Origin of the sequence: Pseudoxanthomonas beigongshangi (genome assembly GCF_016820515.1) — a bacterium.
Lineage (GTDB): Bacteria > Pseudomonadota > Gammaproteobacteria > Xanthomonadales > Xanthomonadaceae > Pseudoxanthomonas_A > Pseudoxanthomonas_A beigongshangi.
This window is the reverse complement of the sequence record NZ_JADHDV010000025.1, coordinates 36,640-55,846: the sequence shown is the minus strand read 5'-3', so window position 1 is coordinate 55,846 and position 19,207 is coordinate 36,640. Positions and strand designations below refer to the sequence as shown.

Below are 19,207 nucleotides of genomic sequence, written 5' to 3'. Positions count from 1 at the left end.
GCCGGCCTCGCCGCCGCGTGCGGAACCGCCGAAACCTCCCGTGGCCCGTGAACCGGCGGCGGCGCGGGTTGCGCCGACCCTCGATCCCGAATCCTCGCCCGCCCCGGAGCGCGTACGCGCCGCGACGCCGCGCTCCCGTCCGGCCTCGCGGTTGCCGGATCGCCTGCATTTCGCCCTGATCCGCGCGTCGGGCTGCAATCCGAACGCGGAAGGCGCCGCGGAGATCTTCGCGCAGTGGCCGGCCTCTTCGGAACTGCGCGGCAATCCGGCCGCCAAGCGTGCCCTGTGGCCGCGGCTGCGGGCATTGCGCAGGCCATCGGCACCGTGAGCGCGGTCAGCGTCGAGCCGGGCATCGTCCCGTCGGCCTCGTTGCGGCCGATGCGCGATGGCGATCTCGACGCGGTGATGGCGATTGAACAGCGCGCCTATCCGTTTCCCTGGACCCGCGGCATTTTCCGCGACTGCCTCAAGGCCGGTTATCCGGCCTGGGTGATGGTCGAGCATGGCCTGGTGATCGGCTATGGCCTGATCAGCATCGCCGCCGACGAAGCCCACATCCTCAATGTCTGCGTGACGCCCGAACGGCAGGGACGCGGCCTGGGCCGGTACTTGCTGCGCGCGCTGGTGAAGCAGGCGGGTGATCTGCGCGCGGGCCGCGTGTTCCTGGAGGTCCGCCCGTCCAACCTGGGCGCGATCCGGCTGTACCACAGCGAAGGCTTCAACGAGATCGGCCGGCGGCCGCGCTACTACCCGGCCCGCGACGGGCGCGAGGACGCGCTGGTGATGGCGATCGAACTGGTCGCCGGCGACATCGAGAAGATGCCGCCGCTGTAGGGCGGGCCTTGGCCCACTCCGTCGGATTACAGCTTGGCGCGCTGTTCGCGCAGGCCGTTGAGCTGGGTGGTCCATTCGGCCAGGCGCTGGCGCTCCTGCTCGACCACCGCCGCCGGCGCGTTCTGCACGAAGGTGGCGTTGCCCAGCTTGCCGTTGCACTTGCCGATCTCGGTTTCCACGCGCTTGATTTCCTTGTCCAGGCGGGTGCGCTCGGCATCCAGGTCGACCAGGCCCTCCAGCGGCACCAGCAGCTTCAGCTCACCGACCATCGCCGCGGCGGAGGCGGGAGCCGCGGCGTCCACCGCCAGCCATTCGATGGCTTCGAGCTTGAGCAGGAACGACAGCGAAGCGGCATGTCGCTCGATCCGCTGGCGATCCTGCGCGGTGCCGGCTTGCAGGAGCAGGCGGACGCTGCGCGAGGGCGCGACGTTCAGTTCGCTGCGCACGCGGCGCAACGCGGTGACCATGGTCTTGAGCCACTCGACGTCCGCCTCGGCGTGGCCGAAATCCTGGCCGGCGAAGTCCCCGCTCGCGGGATACGGGCGCAGCGAAATGGTCTCGCCGGCGATGCCCAGTCGCGGTGCCACCTGCTGCCACAGTTCCTCGGTGACGAAGGGAATCAGCGGGTGCAGCAGGCGCAGCAGCGCTTCCAGCACGTGCAGCAGGGTGTGGCGGGTGCTGTCGGCGGCCGCCGCGTCGCTGCCGTTGAGCGCCGGCTTGGCCAGTTCGACGAACCAGTCGCAGAACTCGTTCCAGGCGAATTCGTACAGGGATTGCGCCAGCAGATCGAAGCGGTAGTTGGCGAAGTGGGTTTCGGCTTCGGCGGTGGCCTTGGCCAGGCGGGCGAGGATCCACTTTTCGGCGTCGGTGACGGGATTGGGGATTGCGGTGCGTCCATCGGCACCGTTGCCTCCACCTGCCGGGCGGCCCCCATCTGCCCTTCGGGCATCTTCCCTCGCTTGCTGGGGAAGAGTAAGGGGAACGGTCCCCGCTTGCGGGGGAAGAGTAGGGGGCACGGTCCCCACTTGCGGGGGAAGGGTGAAGGTGGCGGTGTTCATCAGCACGAAGCGGCTGGCGTTCCACAGCTTGTTGCAGAAGTTCTTGTAGCCTTCGGCGCGGCCGAGATCGAACTTGATGTCGCGGCCATGGGTGGCCAGCGCGGCGATGGTGAAGCGCAGCGCGTCGGCGCCGTGCTGGGCGATGCCGTCCGGGAATTCCTTGCGGGTGGCCTTCTCGATCTTCTCGGCCATCTTCGGCTGCATCAGCCCACGGGTGCGCTTGGCGACCAGATCCTCCAGCGAGATGCCGTCGATGATGTCGAGCGGATCCAGCACGTTGCCCTTGGACTTGGACATCTTCTGGCCGTCCTTGTCGCGGATCAGGCCGGTCATGTAGACGTCCCTGAAGGGCACCTTGCCGGTGAAATGGTCGGTCGCCATGACCATGCGCGCGACCCAGAAGAAGATGATGTCGAAGCCGGTGACCAGCACCGAGGACGGCAGGTAGCGGTCATAGCCGCGTGCCGCCATCGCCTGCGGGTCCGGCCAGCCCAGGGTGCTGAACGGCCACAGCTGCGAGGAGAACCAGGTTTCCAGCACGTCGCTGTCCTGGGTCAGCGCCACGTCGGCGGATAGTCCGGCCCTGGCGCGCGCTTCGGCCTCGTCGCGGCCGACGTAGCAGCGACCCTCGGCGTCGAACCAGGCCGGAATCCGGTGGCCCCACCAGAGCTGGCGGCTGATGCACCAGTCCTGGATGTTCTCCATCCAGTGGCGGTAGGTGTTGATCCAGTTCGGCGGCACGAACTTCACCTCGCCGTTCTCGACCAGTTCCAGGCCGCGACGGGCCAGGCGGTCCATCTTCACGAACCACTGGTCGGTCAGGTACGGCTCGATCACCTGGCCGGTGCGATCGCCGCGCGGCACCTGCAGCTTGTGCGGCTTGGTTTCCACCAGCAGTCCGGCTTCCTCCAGGTCCGCCAGCACCGCCTTGCGCGCGTCGTAGCGATCCAGGCCGCGATATTTCTCCGGCGCGTTGTCATTGATGGTGGCGGTGGGAGTGAACAGGTTGATCAGCGGCAGTTCGTGGCGCACGCCCACCTGGTAGTCGTTGAAATCGTGCGCGGGGGTCACCTTGACCACGCCGGTGCCGAACTCGCGGTCCACGTAGTCGTCGGCGATCACCGGGATCTCGCGATCGGTCAGCGGCAGCTTCACCGCCTTGCCGATCAGGTGCGCATAGCGCTCGTCTTCCGGATGCACCATCACCGCGACGTCGCCGAGCATGGTTTCCGGACGGGTGGTGGCCACGGTCACGCTGCCGCTGCCATCGGCCAGCGGATAGGCGATCGACCACAGGAAGCCGTCTTCCTCGACGTTCTCCACTTCCAGATCGGAAATCGCCGTCTTCAGCACCGGATCCCAGTTGACCAGCCGCTGGCCGCGATAGATCAGGCCTTCCTCGTGCCAGCGCACGAACGCTTCGATCACCGCGCGCGAGGGTTCCGGATCCATGGTGAAAGTGCTGCGCGACCAGTCGCCGGAGGTGCCCAGGCGGCGCATCTGCCGCTCGATGATGTCGCCGGATTCGGCCTTCCACTCCCAGACCTTGCCGATGAAGCCTTCGCGGCCCAGACCGTCGCGGGTCAGGTTTTCCTGGCTCAGGTTGCGCGCCACGACCATCTCGGTGGCGATGCCCGCGTGATCGGTGCCGACTTGCCACAACGTGTCGAAACCGCGCATGCGGTGGTAGCGGATCAGCGCATCCATGATGGTCTGCTGGAACGCATGGCCCATGTGCAGGGTGCCGGTGACGTTCGGCGGCGGCAGCAGGATCGTGTACGGCTCGCCTTCGCCGCGCGGCTTGAAATGGCCGGCGCTTTCCCACTCGGCGTACAGGCGGGATTCGAAGGTTTTCGGGTCGTAGCTGGAGGCGAGATCGGTCATTGGGGACGGGATTCGGGATTGGGGATTTGGGATTCGTGATGGAGCGGGATGCGGCGAGCGACATCTCCAATCCCCAATCCCGAATCCCGGGCATCACATGTCGTACTTGTTCACGTCGAAGCCGCGCGCCTTGTACTGCTTCCAGCGTTCGCGCAGCGGGTCGCGCGCGGCCGGATCGGCGGGCACCACTTCCAGCACCCGCTCGCAGGTGCCGGCATAGGCATCGTCGCGCAGGTTGATCACCAGCGTGCGCGAGGGCGCGTCGAAGTCGGGCGTGGCGATCAGGACCGGGGTCAGATCGTCTTCCTCGTCGGTGCCGGCAATCTGGTGCGGGATGTAGGCATCGTCGTCGAACGACCACAACAGCTCGTCCAACGCTTCGGCCTGCTCGGCGTCACGCGCCAGGATCAGCGTCCAGTGGTTGCCGTCATAGGCCTTGCGCGCAAGCTCACACACCAGCCGCAGCGGCTCCTCGAGGAACCGGGGCTTGGCGATGAGGTAGAAATCGGCGCGCATGTGGGGGCTGGGATTCGTGATTGGGGATTGGGGATTTGCGGAAGCGTCTTCAGTGGATTCGGGATTCATGCCTGGCACGAATCCCGAATCTCAAATCCCGGCCCTGTCGAGCAACCACTGCGCCAGCAGGCCGACCGGGCGGCCGGTGGCCATGCCGCGCTTGCCTTCGTCGTTGGCGACGCCGGCGATGTCCAGGTGGGCCCAGCGCTGGCCTTCGGTGAAGCGGGCCAGGAAGCAGCCGGCGGTGATCGCGCCGGCCCAGCGGCCGCCGATGTTGTAGACGTCGGCGAAGGTGGAATCGAGCTGGGTCTGGTACTCGTCCCACAGCGGCAGGCGCCAGGCGCGGTCGAAGACGTGTTCGCCGGCGGCCAGCAGTTCGTTGGACAGATCGTCGTGCTTGCTCATAAGACCGGTGGCGTAGCGGCCGAGGGCGACGATGCACGCGCCGGTCAGGGTGGCGGCGTCGACCAGCGCCTGCGGTTCGAAACGCTGCGCGTAGGTCAGCGCGTCGCACAGGATCAGGCGGCCCTCGGCGTCGGTGTTGCCGACTTCGATGGTCTTGCCCGACATGCTGGTGATGACGTCGGACGGGCGGTAGGCGTTGCCGTCGATGGCGTTCTCGACCGCCGGCACGATCACCACCAGGTTCAGCGGCAGCTGCATCTTCACCGCCGCCACGAAGGCGCCGAGGACGCTGCCGGCGCCCAGCATGTCGTACTTCATCTCCTCGATGCCGCCCTGGGTCTTCAGGTTGACGCCGCCGGTGTCGAAGGTGATGCCCTTGCCGACCAGCACGAAGGGCTTGGCGTCGCCGCCGTTGTTCCACTTCAGCACGATCAGGCGCGGCCGGTTGGCCGAGCCGCGGGCCACCGCCAGCAGCGAACCCATGCCGAGGGTTTCCATCTGCGCCTCGTCCAGCACCTCGCATTCGGCGCCGTTGTCGGCGGCGAACTTCTGCGACTGCTCGGCCAGGTAGGCGGGATTGCAGATGTTCGGCGGCAGGTTGCCCAGCTCGCGGGTGAACTGCACGCCGGCCGCGATCGCCGCGCCCTGCGCCAGCGCCTGCGCGTCTTCGCCGGAAATGGCGAAACGGGCCAGGCCGGGTTCGTCGTTCTTCTTCTTGCCCAGGGTGGCGGTGTAGCGGTAGCAGGCGTGGTCGGCGGCGATCACCGCCTGGCGGATCTTCCAGGCCGCGTCGCGGTCCTTGACCTCGACTTCGGCCAGGGTGAACAGCGCGCTGGCCGAGGGGCCGGCCTTCAGCGTGCGGGCGGCGTCGCCGACCGCCTTCAGGTACTGCGGCACCCCGAACTTCGCCGCCTCGCCCAGTCCCACCACCAGCACGCGCGGCGCGGCCACGCCCGGCAGGTCGTGCAGGAGCGCGGTCTTGCCGGTCTTGCCGCTGATGTCGCCGCGCGCGACCAGGGCCGCCAGACGGCCGCCGCTGGCGGCGTCGATGGCCTGGGCGGCCGGGGTCAGGGTCTTGTCGCCATAGGCGCCAACCACCACGCAATCGACGCCGGCGCTGGCCGGGGCGTCATGGTTCAGGGTGAATTCCAGGGTCATTGAGCAGATTCCATGGCCAGTTCCGTACAATCGCGGGTCCTGTCGAAGGGCGGGCTTCCCGTGCGGAAGCGCAAGACCGCCGTCTGCCGACGCCAGCGAACGAACCCCGGATTGTAAAACAAGCACGATGCCGAAGCTGGACCGCTACCTGTTCCGAGAATTCACCCAGAGCTTCCTGGCCACCCTGATCATCCTGCTGATGGTCAGCGTGGGCGGGGTGATGGCCGACATCCTGGGCAAGGTGGCCGACGGCAAGGTGCCGGCCCGGCTGCTGCTGTCCCAGCTGGGGCTGCAGTTCCTGGGCTATCTGCCCTACATCCTGCCGCTGGCGCTGATGCTGGGGCTGCTGCTGGCCTTTTCCCGCCTTTATCGCGACTCGGAGATGGCCGTGTTCACCGGTACCGGGGTGGGCCCGCGCCGCCTGCTGAGGCCGCTGTTGCTGCTGGTCGTGCCGGTGGTGGCCGCGGTGGCGTTGTGCTCGCTGTGGCTCGGCCCCTGGGCCAAGCGGACCGCCGAGAACATGCTGGACCAGGCCAATCGCAGCCTGGTCGTGTCCGGGCTGGAGGCGGGCAAGTTCACCGTGCTGTCGAACGGCACCGTGGTCTACGTCAGCGGCATCTCCGCCGACGGCACCACCCTGAACCGCGTGTTCATGCACCGGCAGAAGGAGGATCGCCTGGACGTGGTCACCGCCCAGCACGGGCAGATGTTCTTCGAGGGCCTGCGCAAGCGCTATCTGCGCCTGACCGACGGATTCCGGGTCGAGGGCCCGGCCGGGGAGGGCCTGGACTACCGGCTGATGCGCTATGCCAGCAACGAATCGGCGCTGCCGGATCGCACCGACACCCTGGACCAGAACGATCCCGAGGTGCTGTCCACGCCGGCCCTGCTGGGTGACGACCGGCCGGGCGCCAATGCCCAGCTGCACGCCCGCCTGACCCCGCCGCTGCTGGCGCTGGCGTTCGCGCTGCTGACCCTGCCGCTGTCGCGCAGTTCGCCGAGGCAGGCGCGCTATGGGCGGGTCATGCTGGGGTTCCTGGCCTACCTGGTCGGCGTCAGCCTGATGTTCAACGGCACCCAGTTGCTCACCGACGGCAAGCTGCCGGGCTTCGTCGGCCTGTGGTGGCTGACCCTGCCGCTGCTGGCCGCGGCCATCTGGTTCTATCTGCGTGACGGCAAGCTGGGCCGTCCGAGGGCGCGCGCATGAGGCTGCGTCCGAATCTGCACGATCTGTATGTCGGCCGGGTGGTGCTGGCCACGGTGTTGCTGACCTGGGCGGTGCTGGTCGGCCTGGACCTGGTGATGGCGCTGTCCAACGAGGTCAGCGACATCGGCAAGGGCAACTACACCTTCGGCCACGCGGTGGCCTGGCTGGCCTACACGGTGCCGCGCCGCGCCTACACGATGTTCCCGACCGCGGCGGTGATCGGTTCGCTGATGGGCCTGGGCCAGTTGGCGGCCAGCTCCGAGCTGACCGCGCTGCGCGCGCTGGGCCTGTCGCGGCGACGCCTGAGCATCTCGGTGGCGGCCGCGCTCGGCATCCTGACCGCGCTGATGGTGTTCAGCGGCGAGACCCTGGGCCCGTGGGGCCAGCGCCAGGCCGACGTGCTGAAGAACAGCGCCCGCAGCGGCGACGTGGCGGTGGATCGCTTCTCCGGCCTGTGGGCGCGCGAGGGCAATACCTTCATGTACGCGCAGAGCGGCGAGGAGCGCAAGGAAGACGGCCGCAACTGGCTGCAGCTGCGCGATGTTCGCCTGTACGAACTGGCTCCCGACGGCCGCCTGGCCTCGATCGCCCACGCGGCGACCGCCGAGCATCTGGAAGGCCACTGGCTGTTGAAGAACGTGCGCCGGACCACCTTCCACGCGCGTTCGGTGACCCAGCAGCAGGTGCTGGGCGAGCGCTGGGAATCCAAGCTCGACGCGGCGGTGCTGTCGTCTGGCCTGACCAAGGCGCGCAACCTGCCGACCCGCGAGCTCGGCCAGAACATCGACTACCGCAAGCGCAACGGGCTGGATGCGCGCGAGTACGAGGATCTGTACTGGAGCCGCTGGTTCTATCCGCTCAACGTGCTGGCGCTGTGCCTGGCCGCGATCCCGTTCGCGTTCGGAAGCCTGCGCAGCGGCGGCATGGGCAAGCGCCTGTTCCTGGGCATCATCTTCGCGGTCAGTTTCTGGGCGCTGCAATTGCAGTTCGTGCGCCTGGCCAGCGCGTTCCACATGGACTTCCGCATCGCCTACGCGATGCCACCGATCCTGCTGCTGGCGGTGTCGGCCTGGATGTTCCGACGGCGCAGCGCATAGCGTCGCGCCGCGCCGCGACCCACTTCCGGTGACGGGGTATCGAACGCGCCGCAGCGCGCCGGGAAAACAATGCGTCAGCGCTTCTGCTTCGGCAATCGGATCATCCGCGTGCCGCTGAAGCGGTCATGCCGCGCCCCGACCCACTTCCGGTGACGGGGTATCGAACGCGCCGCAGCGCGCCGGGAAAACAATGCGTCAGCGCTTCTGCTTCGGCAATCGGATCATCCGCGTGCCGCTGAAGCGGTCATGCCGCGCCCCGACCCACTTCCGGTGACGGGGTATCGAACGCGCCGCAGCGCGCCGGGAAAACAATGCGTCAGCGCTTCTGCTTCGGCAATCGGATCATCCGCGTGCCGCTGAAGCGGTCATGCCGCGCCCCGACCCACTTCCGGTGACGGGGTATCGAACGCGCCGCAGCGCGCCGGGAAAACAATGCGTCAGCGCTTCTGCTTCGGCAATCGGATCATCCGCGTGCCGCTGAAGCGGTCATGCCGCGCCCCGACCCACTTCCGGTGACGGGGTATCGAACGCGCCGCAGCGCGCCGGGAAAACAATGCGTCAGCGCTTCTGCTTCGGCAATCGGATCATCCGCGTGCCGCTGAAGCGGTCATGCCGCGCCCCGACCCACTTCCGGTGACGGGGTATCGAACGCGCCGCAGCGCGCCGGGAAAACAATGCGTCAGCGCTTCTGCTTCGGCAATCGGATCATCCGCGTGCCGCTGAAGCGGTCATGCCGCGCCCCGACCCACTTTCGGTGGCGGGGTATCGAACGCGCCGCAGCGCGCCGGGAAAACAATGCGTCAGCGCTTCTGCCTGGGCAGCCGGATCAGCCGCGTGCCGCTGATGCGGTCATGCCACGTCAACCGTTCCCGGTCCACCCACGCCCACCAGAACCCCAGTCCCGCCAACCCCAGCGACAGCGTGGCGACACCAAACCGCACCCACAGGGCGCGCTTCGAGGGCGCGCCGTCCCGCGCGTCCACCACCTTCAGTCGCCACGGACGCATGCCCAGGGTCTGCCCGCCACGGGCCCAGCTGAGCGTCGCGTACAGTCCGGCCACGCTCCAGCAGCACAGCCAGAGCAGGATCTGCAGCGGACTGTAGGGAGCGATGTTCTCGCGCGCGGCGTGGTGGCCCAGGAAGGTGTAGCCCACGGTGAAGGCCAGTGAAATCAGCATCCACAGCGCCAGCACCGGCCACACGTCATAAAGCAGTGCCAGCAGGCGCCAGCCGATCAGGGCACGGGGTTTTTCGACGGATGCGGCGGTCGCGGTCATCGTGAAAGGATAGCGTGCCGCGGGTGGGCGCGTATCCGCATGCAGGCACGGAGTCGGCGTTTCCGCCGAACTGGCCTAAGCTTGCGCGATGACTTCCCGCACGCCCGCCGAGCGCCGCCAGCAAGTACAGGCGCTGCCCCCCGTTCCCGACGCCGACGCCGCGGTCATCGCGGCGTTCCTGGATGCCACCTGGGCCGAGAGCGGCCTGGCGCGCCCTTCGCTGGACAGCTACCGGCGGGATCTGGAGGGCTTCGCGCGCTGGCGCAATGGCGCGCACGGCGGCTTGGCGCAGGCCGATCGCGCCGCCCTGTTCGACTACTTCGCCTGGCGTACCCGCGAAGGCTACTCGCCGCGCAGCAACGCGCGGCTGCTGTCGTCGCTGCGGGCCTTCTTCGCCCATCGTCTGCGTCGCGGCGATCGCGGCGACGACCCGACCGCCTTGCTGGATCCGCCGAAGCTGCCGCGCTCGCTGCCCAAGGCGCTGGCCGAGTCGGAGATCGACGCGCTGCTGGCGGCGCCGCTGACCGATACGCCCGAGGGCCTGCGCGATCGCGCGATGCTGGAGCTGATGTACGCGGCGGGACTGCGCGTCAGCGAACTGGTCAATCTGCCGGCGACCGCGGTCAATCTGCGGCAGGGCGTGATCCGGGTGACCGGAAAGGGCAGCAAGGAGCGGCTGGTGCCGCTGGGCGAGGAATCGCAGCACTGGCTGGAAACCTATCTGGCGCAGGCGCGGCCGGCGCTCGCCAACAAGCGCAGCCTGGCGGCGCTGTTCCTCACGCCGCGAGGCGAAGCGCCAAGCCGGCAGCAATTCTGGACCCTGGTCAAACGTTACGCCGCCGTGGCCGGCATCGATCCGGTACGGATCAGCCCGCACGGTCTGCGCCACAGTTTCGCCACCCATCTGCTCAACCGCGGCGCGGATCTGCGCGCGCTGCAACTGCTGCTGGGCCACAGTTCGCTGTCCACCACCCAGATCTACACCCTGGTCGCGCGCGAGCATCTGAAGCAACTGCACGGCAAGCACCATCCGCGCGCCTGAGACCCGGTTAATCGAACTGACTCGGGGCTGTGCGAGAATTGCCCGCATCCTGACTGGCCGCCCCCGGCGGAATTGAAACGAGATGCCGATGACCCGCCTTCTTTCCATCGCGCTGCTGGGCGCTTTCAGCCTCACCGCATGCGCGCAGGCACCGCAGGCGCCGGGCGCCGACAACAAGTCCGCGCCGGCTTCCGCCAATGCGGCTTCCAGCGGCGGTCCTGCCGATGCCAAGGTGCGCGAGGCGATCAAGCGACTCAATCCGCAGATCAGCGTCGAATATGTCGGCGTGGCGCCGCTGCCCGGCTTCCGCGAAGTGATCGCCGGCGGCCAGCTGGTCTACATCAGCGACGATGGCCGCTACCTGGTGCAGGGCGCGGTGGTCGACCTGCAGGGTGGCAACCGCGAACTGATGAAGGGCAGCCCGGCGATGGCGCGCTATCGCGCCGATCTGCTCAAGTCGGTGCCGCACGCCGATCGCATCGTGTTCTCGCCGCCGAACGCCAAGTACACGGTCAGCGTGTTCACCGACATCGAATGCGGCTACTGCCGCAAGCTGCACAGCGAGATCGCCGAGATCAACCGGCAGGGCATCGCGGTGGAGTACCTGGCGTTCCCGCGCATGGGCCTGGGCAGCCAGGACCACAAGGACATGATCTCGGTCTGGTGCTCGACCGATCGCAAGAAGGCGCTGACGGAAGCCAAGTCCGGCCGCCCGGTGCAGTCGCGCGACTGCACCAACCCGGTCACCATGGAATACAACATCGGCCAGCGGGTCGGCGTGGACGGCACCCCGGCGATCTTCGCCGCCGACGGCACCCAGCTGGGCGGCTACCTGCCGCCGGCCGCCCTGCGCAAGGCGCTGGACGACCTGGCCGCCGAGCAAGCCAAGGCCGGCGGCGCGCCCTGACCGAAGCTCCCGTCTTTTGGGATGCCCGAAGGCCGGTCCCCTTGCAGGGGCCGGCCTTTTTCATGCCCGGGCGCCGGCCCGCGGGCGCCAGAGGTCCGGCCAGGAGCCGGATCCGGGCTGGGTCGGGTCCGGGAACCCGGCCTCCGTTACAATAGCGGGCCCCGTCCTGACGGCACGCTCCCACGGTTCCGGACATGATCGTCCTCGAAGGCCAGCCGGCCTTGTCGCAATTCCGCCGCGCGCGGCTCGAAAGCAAGCTCCAGTCCCTGGTCCCCCACGTCCGCATTCGCGGTGCCTGGCATGTCTATTTCATCGATGCCGATGCCTCGGCAAGCCTCGACGAAGCGACCCTGCGCCGCATCCTGCAGGCGCATGAACAGCCAGAGCCGCTGGCCGCGGGCGGGGTCTCCCGCTTCGTCGTGCCGCGCCTGGGCACCCTGTCGCCGTGGGCCAGCAAGGCCACCGAACTGCTGCGCGGCGCCGGCCTGGAACTGCACCGGGTCGAACGCGGCATGCGCATCGATCTGGAAGGTTGGACCGACGACATGCCCGCGCTGGCCAAGGCGCTGCATGACCCGATGACGCAATCCCTGCTGGCCGCCCGCGAACAGGCGGCGGCGCTGTTCACCACGCCGGCGCGCGGCGAGCTGGAACGCATCCCCCTGGACCAGTTGGAAACCGCCAACACCCGCCTGGGCCTGGCGCTGGCCGATGACGAGATCGCTTACCTGCGCGATCGCTACCGCGAGCTGGGCCGGGATCCGTCCGACGTCGAACTGATGATGTTCGCGCAGGCCAATTCCGAGCACTGCCGGCACAAGATCTTCAATGCGTCCTGGACCATCGACGGCAAGGAAATGCTGGTCAATGGCGGTCCGCAGTCCTTGTTCCGGATGATCAAGCACACCCACGCGCAGACGCCGCAGTACACGCTGTCGGCCTACCGCGACAACGCGGCGGTGGTGGAAGGCTATCCGGCCGCGCGCTTCCGCCCGGACGGGCAGGGCCGTTACCGGGTCGAGGCGACCCTGGACTCGGCGTTCTGCATCAAGGTCGAGACCCACAACCATCCCACCGCGATTGCGCCGTTCCCCGGCGCCAGCACCGGCGCCGGCGGCGAGATCCGCGACGAGGGCGCGACCGGTCGCGGCGGCAAGCCCAAGGCCGGCCTGAACGGCTTCAGTGTTTCCCATCTGCGCATTCCCACGCTGCCGCAGCCGTGGGAAGCCGGGCGCGCGCTCAATCCGCGCATGGCGCCCGCGCTGGAAATCATGCTGGACGGCCCGCTGGGCGGCGCCGCGTTCAACAACGAATTCGGCCGTCCCAACCTGCTGGGTTATTTCCGCAGCTTCGAACTGGCGCAGGGCGATGCGCTGGCGCGTGCCTACGACAAGCCGATCATGCTGGCTGGCGGCCTGGGCGCGATCGATCGCATCCAGGTGCAGAAGAAGACGCTGTCCGCCGGCGACGCGGTGATCGTGCTCGGCGGTCCGGCGATGCTGATCGGCCTGGGCGGCGGCGCGGCCAGTTCGGTGGCCTCCGGCGAGAGCGCCGAGGAACTGGATTTCGCCAGCGTGCAGCGCGACAACCCGGAAATGGAGCGGCGCTGCCAGGAAGTCATCGATCGCTGCGTGGCGATGGGCGAGGACAATCCGATCCTGTGGTTCCATGACGTCGGCGCGGGCGGCCTGTCCAACGCCATTCCGGAACTGCTGCATGATTCAGGCGTCGGCGGCGTGATCGATCTGGGCAAGGTGCCCACCGACGATCCCTCGCTGTCGCCGATGCAGTTGTGGTGCAACGAATCCCAGGAACGCTACGTGCTCGGTGTGCCGCAGGCGCGGCTGGCCGAGTTCGCCGCGTTGTGCGAGCGCGAGCGCTGTCCGTTCGCGGCGGTCGGCGTGGCGACGACGGAGGAGCGCCTGGTGGTGGCCTACGGCGCGACTGTCGACGCGATTCCCGCCGATGCGCCGATCGATCTGCCGATGGACGTGCTGTTCGGCAAGGCGCCGAAGATGCATCGCGAAGCCCGCCATCCCGCGCCCGCACCGTGGCCTGCGCTGGAAACGGCGAAGCTCGACCTGCATGAGGCCGGCCTGCGCGTGCTCGCGCATCCCACCGTGGCGGCCAAGCAGTTCCTGATCACGATCGGCGATCGCAGTGTCGGCGGCCTGACCGCGCGCGATCAGCTGATCGGTCCATGGCAGATGCCGGTCGCCGACTGCGCGATCACCCTGTCGGACTACAGCCGCTTCAGCGGCGAGGCGATGGCGATCGGCGAACGCACGCCGCTGGCGCTGCTGGACGCCGCCGCCGCCGCCCGCATGGCGGTGGGCGAGGCGATCACCAACCTGTGCGCCGCGCCGATCGAGTCGCTGGACCGAATCAAGCTGTCGGCCAACTGGATGGCCGCCGCCGGCCACGACGGTGAAGACGCGCTTCTGTTCGACGCGGTCCGCGCCGTGGGCATGGAACTGTGTCCGGACATCGACCTGAGCATTCCGGTCGGCAAGGACTCGCTGTCGATGCAGGCGCAATGGCAGGGCGCGGACGGCCCGCAGAAATCGGTGTCGCCGGTGTCGCTGGTGATCAGTGCGTTCGCGCCGGTGACCGACGTGCGCCGGCAGCTCACTCCGCTGCTGCAGCGCGAGGAAGCCAGCGATCTGTGGCTGATCGGCCTGGGCGCGGGCAAGAAGCGGCTGGGTGGTTCGATCCTGGCGCAGGTCCATCCGGAAGCTGGCCATCGCCACGGCCTGCCGGCGTTCGCCGGCGACGAAGCCGATGACGGCGTGCCGGATCTGGACGACCCGCAGCGGCTGCGTGATTTCTTCGCGCTGATCCGCGACGCGCGCGAGGCCGGCCTGCTGCTGGCCTATCACGATCGCAGCGATGGTGGCGCATTCGCGACCCTGTGCGAAATGGCGTTCGCCTCGCACCTGGGACTGGACATCAACCTCGATGGCTGGGGTGATGATCCGTTCCGCACCCTGTTCGCCGAGGAACTGGGCGCGGTGGTGCAGGTGGCCGACGAGGATCGCGCGGCGTTCGCCGATCTGGTCGAACGCCATGCGCTCACCGAATGCGCGCAGCGCATCGCCCGCCCGAGCACGGCCCCGGTGATCCGCGTGCAGCAGGATGGCGAGACCCTGAGCGAATGGCGTTGGGAAGCGCTGTTCGATGCCTGGTGGTCGGTGACCCATGCGATGCAGAAGCTGCGCGACAACCCGGAAGCGGCCGATCAGGAGCGCGACGTGGCGCGCCAGTTCACCGCCGCCGGACTCAAGCCGAAGCTCGCCTTCGATCCGTCCGAGGATGTGGCCGCGCCGTTCATCGCCACCGGCGCGCGCCCGAAGGTCGCGATCCTGCGCGAGCAGGGCGTCAACGGGCAGATCGAGATGGCGTCGGTGTTCGATCGCGCCGGATTCGACGCCTACGACGTGCACATGAGCGACCTGGTCGCCGGCCGTGTGTCGTTGGCCGATTTCAAGGGTTTCGCCGCCTGCGGCGGCTTCAGCTACGGCGACGTGCTTGGCGCGGGGCGCGGCTGGGCCACCTCGGTGCTGGAGCGGGCCGCGCTGCGCGAGGCGTTCGCCACGTTCTTCGCGCGCGGCGACACCTTCTCGCTGGGCGTGTGCAACGGCTGCCAGATGCTGAGCCAGCTCAAGGACATCATCCCCGGTGCGACGCACTGGCCGCGCTTCCTGCGCAACCGCAGCGAACAGTTCGAAGCCCGCACCTCGCTGCTGGAAGTGCTGGAGTCGCCTTCGATCCTGCTGCGCGGCATGGCCGGCTCGCGCATCCCGGTCGCGGTCGCGCACGGCGAGGGACGCGCCGAGTTCGACAGCGCGGTGGACCAGGCCGCGGTGCGGGTCGCGCTGCGCTACATCGACGGCGAAGGCAACGCGGCCACGCAGTATCCGCTCAACCCCAACGGCTCGCCCGACGGCATCACCGGCCTGACCAGCGACGACGGCCGCTCCACCATCCTGATGCCGCACCCGGAGCGTACCCCGCGCAGCGTCAACCTGAGCTGGGCGCCGTCCGACTGGCACGAGGACTCGCCGTGGCTGCGGATGTTCCGCAACGCGCGGGTGTGGGTGGGCTGAGCGAAGGCCTTATCGGGATGACGGAAAAAGCGGCGCTTCGGCGCCGCTTTTTTTTTCGGTACCGCACGATCCCAATGCCACTGCGGTGGCGGGATGGCGTTCGCGATACCGACGGAATGTCAATGTTAGTTGACGGCGCCATCCCGTCTGCAGACTATCCGACGGCACAGGTTTGAGGGTTCCGTTCCCGAGCCTGCAACGGAAGCCTCATCGACGGGTGTTTCCGTCCACCCGGGGGTCATCTCCAACCAAGACACCGACAACCGGCACATCCGGTGGTCGCGGGTTTTTTTTGCTCAGGAAAAGGGAGTCTCAAAGATGCGCCATTCCATGCCTGCCATCCGCAGGAACCGCACCACGGGCAATGACAGCCCGGTTTCCACGGCAAGGGCCCGCCGGTCGTCATCATGCCGAACGTGCAGGACCTCGACGTTCGCCATCGCGATCAACATCGCGGTCGCGTCGCTGTTGATGGCGGGGAACGCTTTGGCGACCGAAACTGAGGGCCGGACTCCGGAGTCGTCGCCGGTGCAGGGGAGCAACTCCCGGACAACCATGTTCGGTGCCGGCCCGATGGCGGTCGCGATTCAACATCACGTCCAGTCCAATGGGCCCGGCCTGGCCTATGCGGAAGGCGAGGATGCGGTGGCGTTGGGTTCCGACGCCGCGGCGCTGGGCGATTATGCGGTCGCACTGGGCGCAACCAGTTCCGCCTATGGCCAGCGCGCGTCCGCCTCCGGCAACGGTGCCAGCGCGCTTGCGGACGATGCCACCGCCACGGGTTACAGCGCCCTCGCGGATGGACAGGGTTCGATGGCGGCCGGCAGCCATGCCCATGCTTCCGGTATCGGCGCCGCTGCGATGGGAAGCGCCAGCCAGGCCAGCGGACACGGAAGCATCGCCATCGGCAATGGCGCGTGGAGCCTGGCGGAGAACAGCGTGGCCCTGGGAGCCGGTGCCGTCAGCGAGCGCGGCAACAGCGTGTCGGTGGGACGCACCGGCCAGGAACGCCAGATTGTCCACGTGGCGGCGGGCGTCGTGGAAACCGATGCCGTCAACAAGGGCCAGATGGACGCCGGCCTGGCGGACACGCGGGCGCACGCCGACGCGACGGGAGCGCGGGTGGAGGCGAATGCGAACAGCTACACCGATGCGCGCGCGGCGCGGACGCTGGCCGATGCGAACGCGCATGCCGAAGCGACGGGAGCGCGAGCAGAGACGAATGCGAACGCCTACACCGATGCGCGCGCGGCGCGGACGCTGGCCGATGCGAACGCGCATGCCGAAGCGACGGGAGCGCGGGCGGAGACGAATGCGAACGCCTACACCGATGCGCGCGCGGCGCGGACGCTGGTCGATGCGACCACGCATGCCGACGCGGTGGGCGCGAAGGCGGAGACGAATGCCAACGCCTATACCGACGCGAGTACGACGAAGGCGCTGGCCAATGCAAACGCCCATGCCGATGCCACCGCCGCGAAGACGCTGGCCCACGCCAATGCCTACACGGACACCCGGTTCGCGGCGTGGAACGACGACTTCACCCGGTTCAAGGGCGATCTGGAACGCCGCCTCCATGCCCAGGACCGCCGCATCGACCGGCAAGGCGCGATGGGCGCGGCCATGCTCAACATGGCGATCAGCGCCGCGGGCATTCGCACCGACAACCGCGTCGGCGTGGGCGTGGGTTTCCAGGGTGGCGAACGCGCGCTGTCCGTGGGCTACCAGCGCGCCTTCGGCGAGCGGGCCACATTCAGTCTGGGCGGCGCGCTCAGCGGGGACGAACGCTCGGTCGGCATGGGTGCCGGTTTCGGCTGGTGACGGTGATGGATGCACGACACCGCGTCGGGCGATTAATCAAAGAAGGAACCACGAACATGAAATGCAACGGAAAGGGGATGATGACCGCCATGGCGCTGCTGGTCTGGGCGATCGCGGTGGAGTCGAGCCTGGCGGCGATTCCGCTGGCGCGGACGGCGGAAGTCGAGTCGACGCCGCCAAGGCGCATCGAGGGAGACCGCATCATCGTGCGCCAGCGTATCGCCGGCACGCGCAGCCACGACAAGGCTGCGGTCGTGCGCGCGGCCGTGGCGCGCGCGCGCTTGTTGGATACGCCGCCACGGCAGCGCGGGAATGGCGGCATGCTTGGCGTCAGGATGCTGCATCCATTGGCCAGCGGCGGCGACGCGTTCTCGCTCTCGCGTGCGCTTTCCCAGGCGGAAATGGCGCGGTTGCTGGCTGAACTCAGATCCGATCCCGGCGTGCTGCTCGCGGAGGCGGACGAACGCATGTACCCGCTGTACGCGCCGAATGACCTGCTGTTCGACCTCCAGTGGCATTTCCATCATCCGGTGGGAGGCATCGGCGCGCCGAGGGCCTGGGACATCGCGCAGGGTGAGGGCGTGGTGGTCGCGGTGCTCGATACCGGGGTGCTGACCGATCATCCGGATTTGTCCGCGAACCTGTTGCCCGGCTACGACTTCATCAGCAATGCCTGGATATCGCGCAGACCCACCGACGCCCGGGTGGCGGGAGCGCTGGATCTGGGGGACTGGAGTCCGGTGGCGGGCGAGTGCTACGGCGGCTCGCCGGTGCGCAACAGCACCTGGCATGGCAGCCACGTGGCCGGCACCATCGCCGAAGTCACCCACAACGGGCTGGGGGGGGCGGGCGTCGCGTACCGGGCCAAGGTGCTTCCGGTCCGGGTGCTGGGTCGTTGCGGCGGCCTGACCTCGGACATCGCGGATGCGATTGTCTGGGCCTCTGGTGGGCGGGTTCCGGGTGTGCCCGCCAATCCCCATCCCGCCGAGGTCATCAACCTGAGCCTGGGCGGCAATCGCTCGTGTCCGCGCATTACCCAGGACGCCATCGACATCGCGACCGCCAACGGCAGCGTGGTGGTGGTGGCGGCGGGCAACAGCAACGTGGATGCGGCGGATGTCAGCCCGGCCAGCTGTCGTGGCGTGATCACCGTCGGCGCCTCGCGCATCACCGGCGGCAAGGCCTATTACTCAAACTTCGGCGCGGCGGTCGATATCGCGGCGCCGGGTGGTGGCGGGGGGGGAGGACACTGGCAATTCCGGCTGGGACGGTTATGTGCTCCAGGCCGGTTCCTCGAGCAAGACGGACCCGGCCTCGGGCGAGTTCGGTTATTTCGGCAAGATCGGAACCTCCATGGCCACGCCGCACGTCTCCGCAGTGGCGGCCCTGGTCCAGGGCGCGCGCGCGCAGGCGGGTCGGGTTCCGTTGACACCCTCGGAAATGGAGAGCCTGCTGCTCAGGACCGCGCGCCCGTTTCCCGCGCGGATACCGGCGACAACGCCCATCGGGATCGGTCTGCTGGATGCGCGTGCCGCGCTGGATGAGGCGCTGAAGCCTGCGTGCGTGGACTGCGGACCGCAGGCCAGCCCGGTGCGGAACCGGGTGCCGGTGACCGGCATGAATGGCGGTGCCGGCAGTCAGTGGCTGTACCGCTTCGAGGCGGCGCCCGGGCGGTTGATCAGCATCATGAGTTACGGTGGGCAGGGCGATGTTTCGGTGTACGCGGGCTTCGACCGGGTGCCGACCGCTAGCGCGCACCAGTACGGTTCGCGGCGTCCCGGCACGGTCGAAACCATCCGTATCGCGCCCGCCGAAGCCCGCGCGGGGACCTACTACGTCCTCGTGGTGGGTGAAACCCCTTTCAGCGGAGTCAACCTGCAGGTCCGCCAGTAACC

Annotated in this window: 12 protein-coding genes and 1 pseudogene; 9 read left to right on the top strand and 4 right to left on the bottom strand. The window is 68.5% G+C overall.

Going from position 1 to position 19,207, the window contains the following annotated elements; translation table 11 throughout:
- The coding region (locus IQ458_RS16285; RefSeq protein ID WP_235996902.1) for an alanine acetyltransferase at positions 1-328 on the top strand (328 nt) is incomplete at its 5' end.
- A gap of 50 nt (positions 329-378) precedes the next feature.
- Positions 379-834 (top strand): ribosomal protein S18-alanine N-acetyltransferase, encoded by a 456-nt coding sequence (gene rimI / locus IQ458_RS16280; RefSeq protein WP_183641208.1) that lies wholly within the window; start codon positions 379-381, stop codon positions 832-834.
- Positions 835-860: 26 nt separating this feature from the next.
- Here rimI and IQ458_RS16275 read toward each other — a convergent pair whose 3' ends face one another.
- From IQ458_RS16275 to IQ458_RS16265, 3 genes are all read right to left on the bottom strand, one after another.
- The gene (locus tag IQ458_RS16275; protein ID WP_203323477.1) at positions 861-3,776 is read right to left on the bottom strand and encodes a valine--tRNA ligase; all 2,916 of its coding nucleotides are present in this window, start codon (positions 3,774-3,776) and stop codon (positions 861-863) included.
- Between the two features lie 93 nt (positions 3,777-3,869).
- Positions 3,870-4,292: a DNA polymerase III subunit chi gene (locus IQ458_RS16270; protein ID WP_183639097.1), complete on the bottom strand. Its 423-nt coding sequence runs from the start codon at positions 4,290-4,292 to the stop codon at positions 3,870-3,872.
- 90 nt (positions 4,293-4,382) lie between these two features.
- Positions 4,383-5,855 (bottom strand): leucyl aminopeptidase, encoded by a 1,473-nt coding sequence (locus IQ458_RS16265; RefSeq protein WP_203323476.1) that lies wholly within the window; start codon positions 5,853-5,855, stop codon positions 4,383-4,385.
- Between the two features lie 127 nt (positions 5,856-5,982).
- Here IQ458_RS16265 and lptF point away from each other — a divergent pair, with 127 nt between their 5' ends.
- Both lptF and lptG read left to right on the top strand, forming a co-directional pair.
- Positions 5,983-7,062 (top strand): LPS export ABC transporter permease LptF, encoded by a 1,080-nt coding sequence (gene lptF / locus IQ458_RS16260; RefSeq protein WP_203323475.1) that lies wholly within the window; start codon positions 5,983-5,985, stop codon positions 7,060-7,062.
- Complete coding sequence (lptG, locus tag IQ458_RS16255; RefSeq protein ID WP_183639094.1) at positions 7,059-8,159, top strand: LPS export ABC transporter permease LptG; 1,101 nt, start codon at positions 7,059-7,061, stop codon at positions 8,157-8,159. Before lptF ends, lptG begins: the two co-directional genes overlap by 4 nt.
- Positions 8,160-8,959: 800 nt before the next feature.
- Here lptG and IQ458_RS16250 read toward each other — a convergent pair.
- Positions 8,960-9,436: an RDD family protein gene (locus tag IQ458_RS16250; protein WP_203323474.1), complete on the bottom strand. Its 477-nt coding sequence runs from the start codon at positions 9,434-9,436 to the stop codon at positions 8,960-8,962.
- Positions 9,437-9,524: 88 nt separating this feature from the next.
- Here IQ458_RS16250 and xerD point away from each other — a divergent pair, with 88 nt between their 5' ends.
- The 5 genes and pseudogenes from xerD to IQ458_RS19990 all read left to right on the top strand — a co-directional run bounded on the left by xerD (position 9,525) and on the right by IQ458_RS19990 (position 19,205).
- A complete protein-coding gene (xerD, locus tag IQ458_RS16245; RefSeq protein WP_203323473.1) occupies positions 9,525-10,478 on the top strand; it encodes a site-specific tyrosine recombinase XerD in 954 nt (317 codons plus the stop codon).
- Positions 10,479-10,566: 88 nt separating this feature from the next.
- Complete coding sequence (locus IQ458_RS16240) at positions 10,567-11,385, top strand: thioredoxin fold domain-containing protein (RefSeq protein ID WP_141455615.1); 819 nt, start codon at positions 10,567-10,569, stop codon at positions 11,383-11,385.
- Between the two features lie 194 nt (positions 11,386-11,579).
- Positions 11,580-15,491: a phosphoribosylformylglycinamidine synthase gene (purL, locus tag IQ458_RS16235; RefSeq protein ID WP_203323472.1), complete on the top strand. Its 3,912-nt coding sequence runs from the start codon at positions 11,580-11,582 to the stop codon at positions 15,489-15,491.
- A gap of 318 nt (positions 15,492-15,809) precedes the next feature.
- Complete coding sequence (locus tag IQ458_RS16230) at positions 15,810-17,312, top strand: YadA-like family protein (RefSeq protein WP_203323471.1); 1,503 nt, start codon at positions 15,810-15,812, stop codon at positions 17,310-17,312.
- A gap of 56 nt (positions 17,313-17,368) precedes the next feature.
- Positions 17,369-19,205 (top strand): annotated as a pseudogene (locus tag IQ458_RS19990) (S8 family peptidase).
- Positions 19,206-19,207 lie beyond the last annotated feature (2 nt).

What these genes read in the sequence shown, in the direction of transcription:
- rimI (WP_183641208.1), top strand. Translation starts at nt 379, where the DNA reads ATGCGCGATGGCGATCTCGACGCGGTGATGGCGATTGAACAGCGCGCC.
- IQ458_RS16275 (WP_203323477.1), bottom strand. Translation starts at nt 3,776, where the DNA reads ATGACCGATCTCGCCTCCAGCTACGACCCGAAAACCTTCGAATCCCGC.
- IQ458_RS16270 (WP_183639097.1), bottom strand. Translation starts at nt 4,292, where the DNA reads ATGCGCGCCGATTTCTACCTCATCGCCAAGCCCCGGTTCCTCGAGGAG.
- IQ458_RS16265 (WP_203323476.1), bottom strand. Translation starts at nt 5,855, where the DNA reads ATGACCCTGGAATTCACCCTGAACCATGACGCCCCGGCCAGCGCCGGC.
- lptF (WP_203323475.1), top strand. Translation starts at nt 5,983, where the DNA reads ATGCCGAAGCTGGACCGCTACCTGTTCCGAGAATTCACCCAGAGCTTC.
- lptG (WP_183639094.1), top strand. Translation starts at nt 7,059, where the DNA reads ATGAGGCTGCGTCCGAATCTGCACGATCTGTATGTCGGCCGGGTGGTG.
- IQ458_RS16250 (WP_203323474.1), bottom strand. Translation starts at nt 9,436, where the DNA reads ATGACCGCGACCGCCGCATCCGTCGAAAAACCCCGTGCCCTGATCGGC.
- xerD (WP_203323473.1), top strand. Translation starts at nt 9,525, where the DNA reads ATGACTTCCCGCACGCCCGCCGAGCGCCGCCAGCAAGTACAGGCGCTG.
- IQ458_RS16240 (WP_141455615.1), top strand. Translation starts at nt 10,567, where the DNA reads ATGACCCGCCTTCTTTCCATCGCGCTGCTGGGCGCTTTCAGCCTCACC.
- purL (WP_203323472.1), top strand. Translation starts at nt 11,580, where the DNA reads ATGATCGTCCTCGAAGGCCAGCCGGCCTTGTCGCAATTCCGCCGCGCG.
- IQ458_RS16230 (WP_203323471.1), top strand. Translation starts at nt 15,810, where the DNA reads ATGCGCCATTCCATGCCTGCCATCCGCAGGAACCGCACCACGGGCAAT.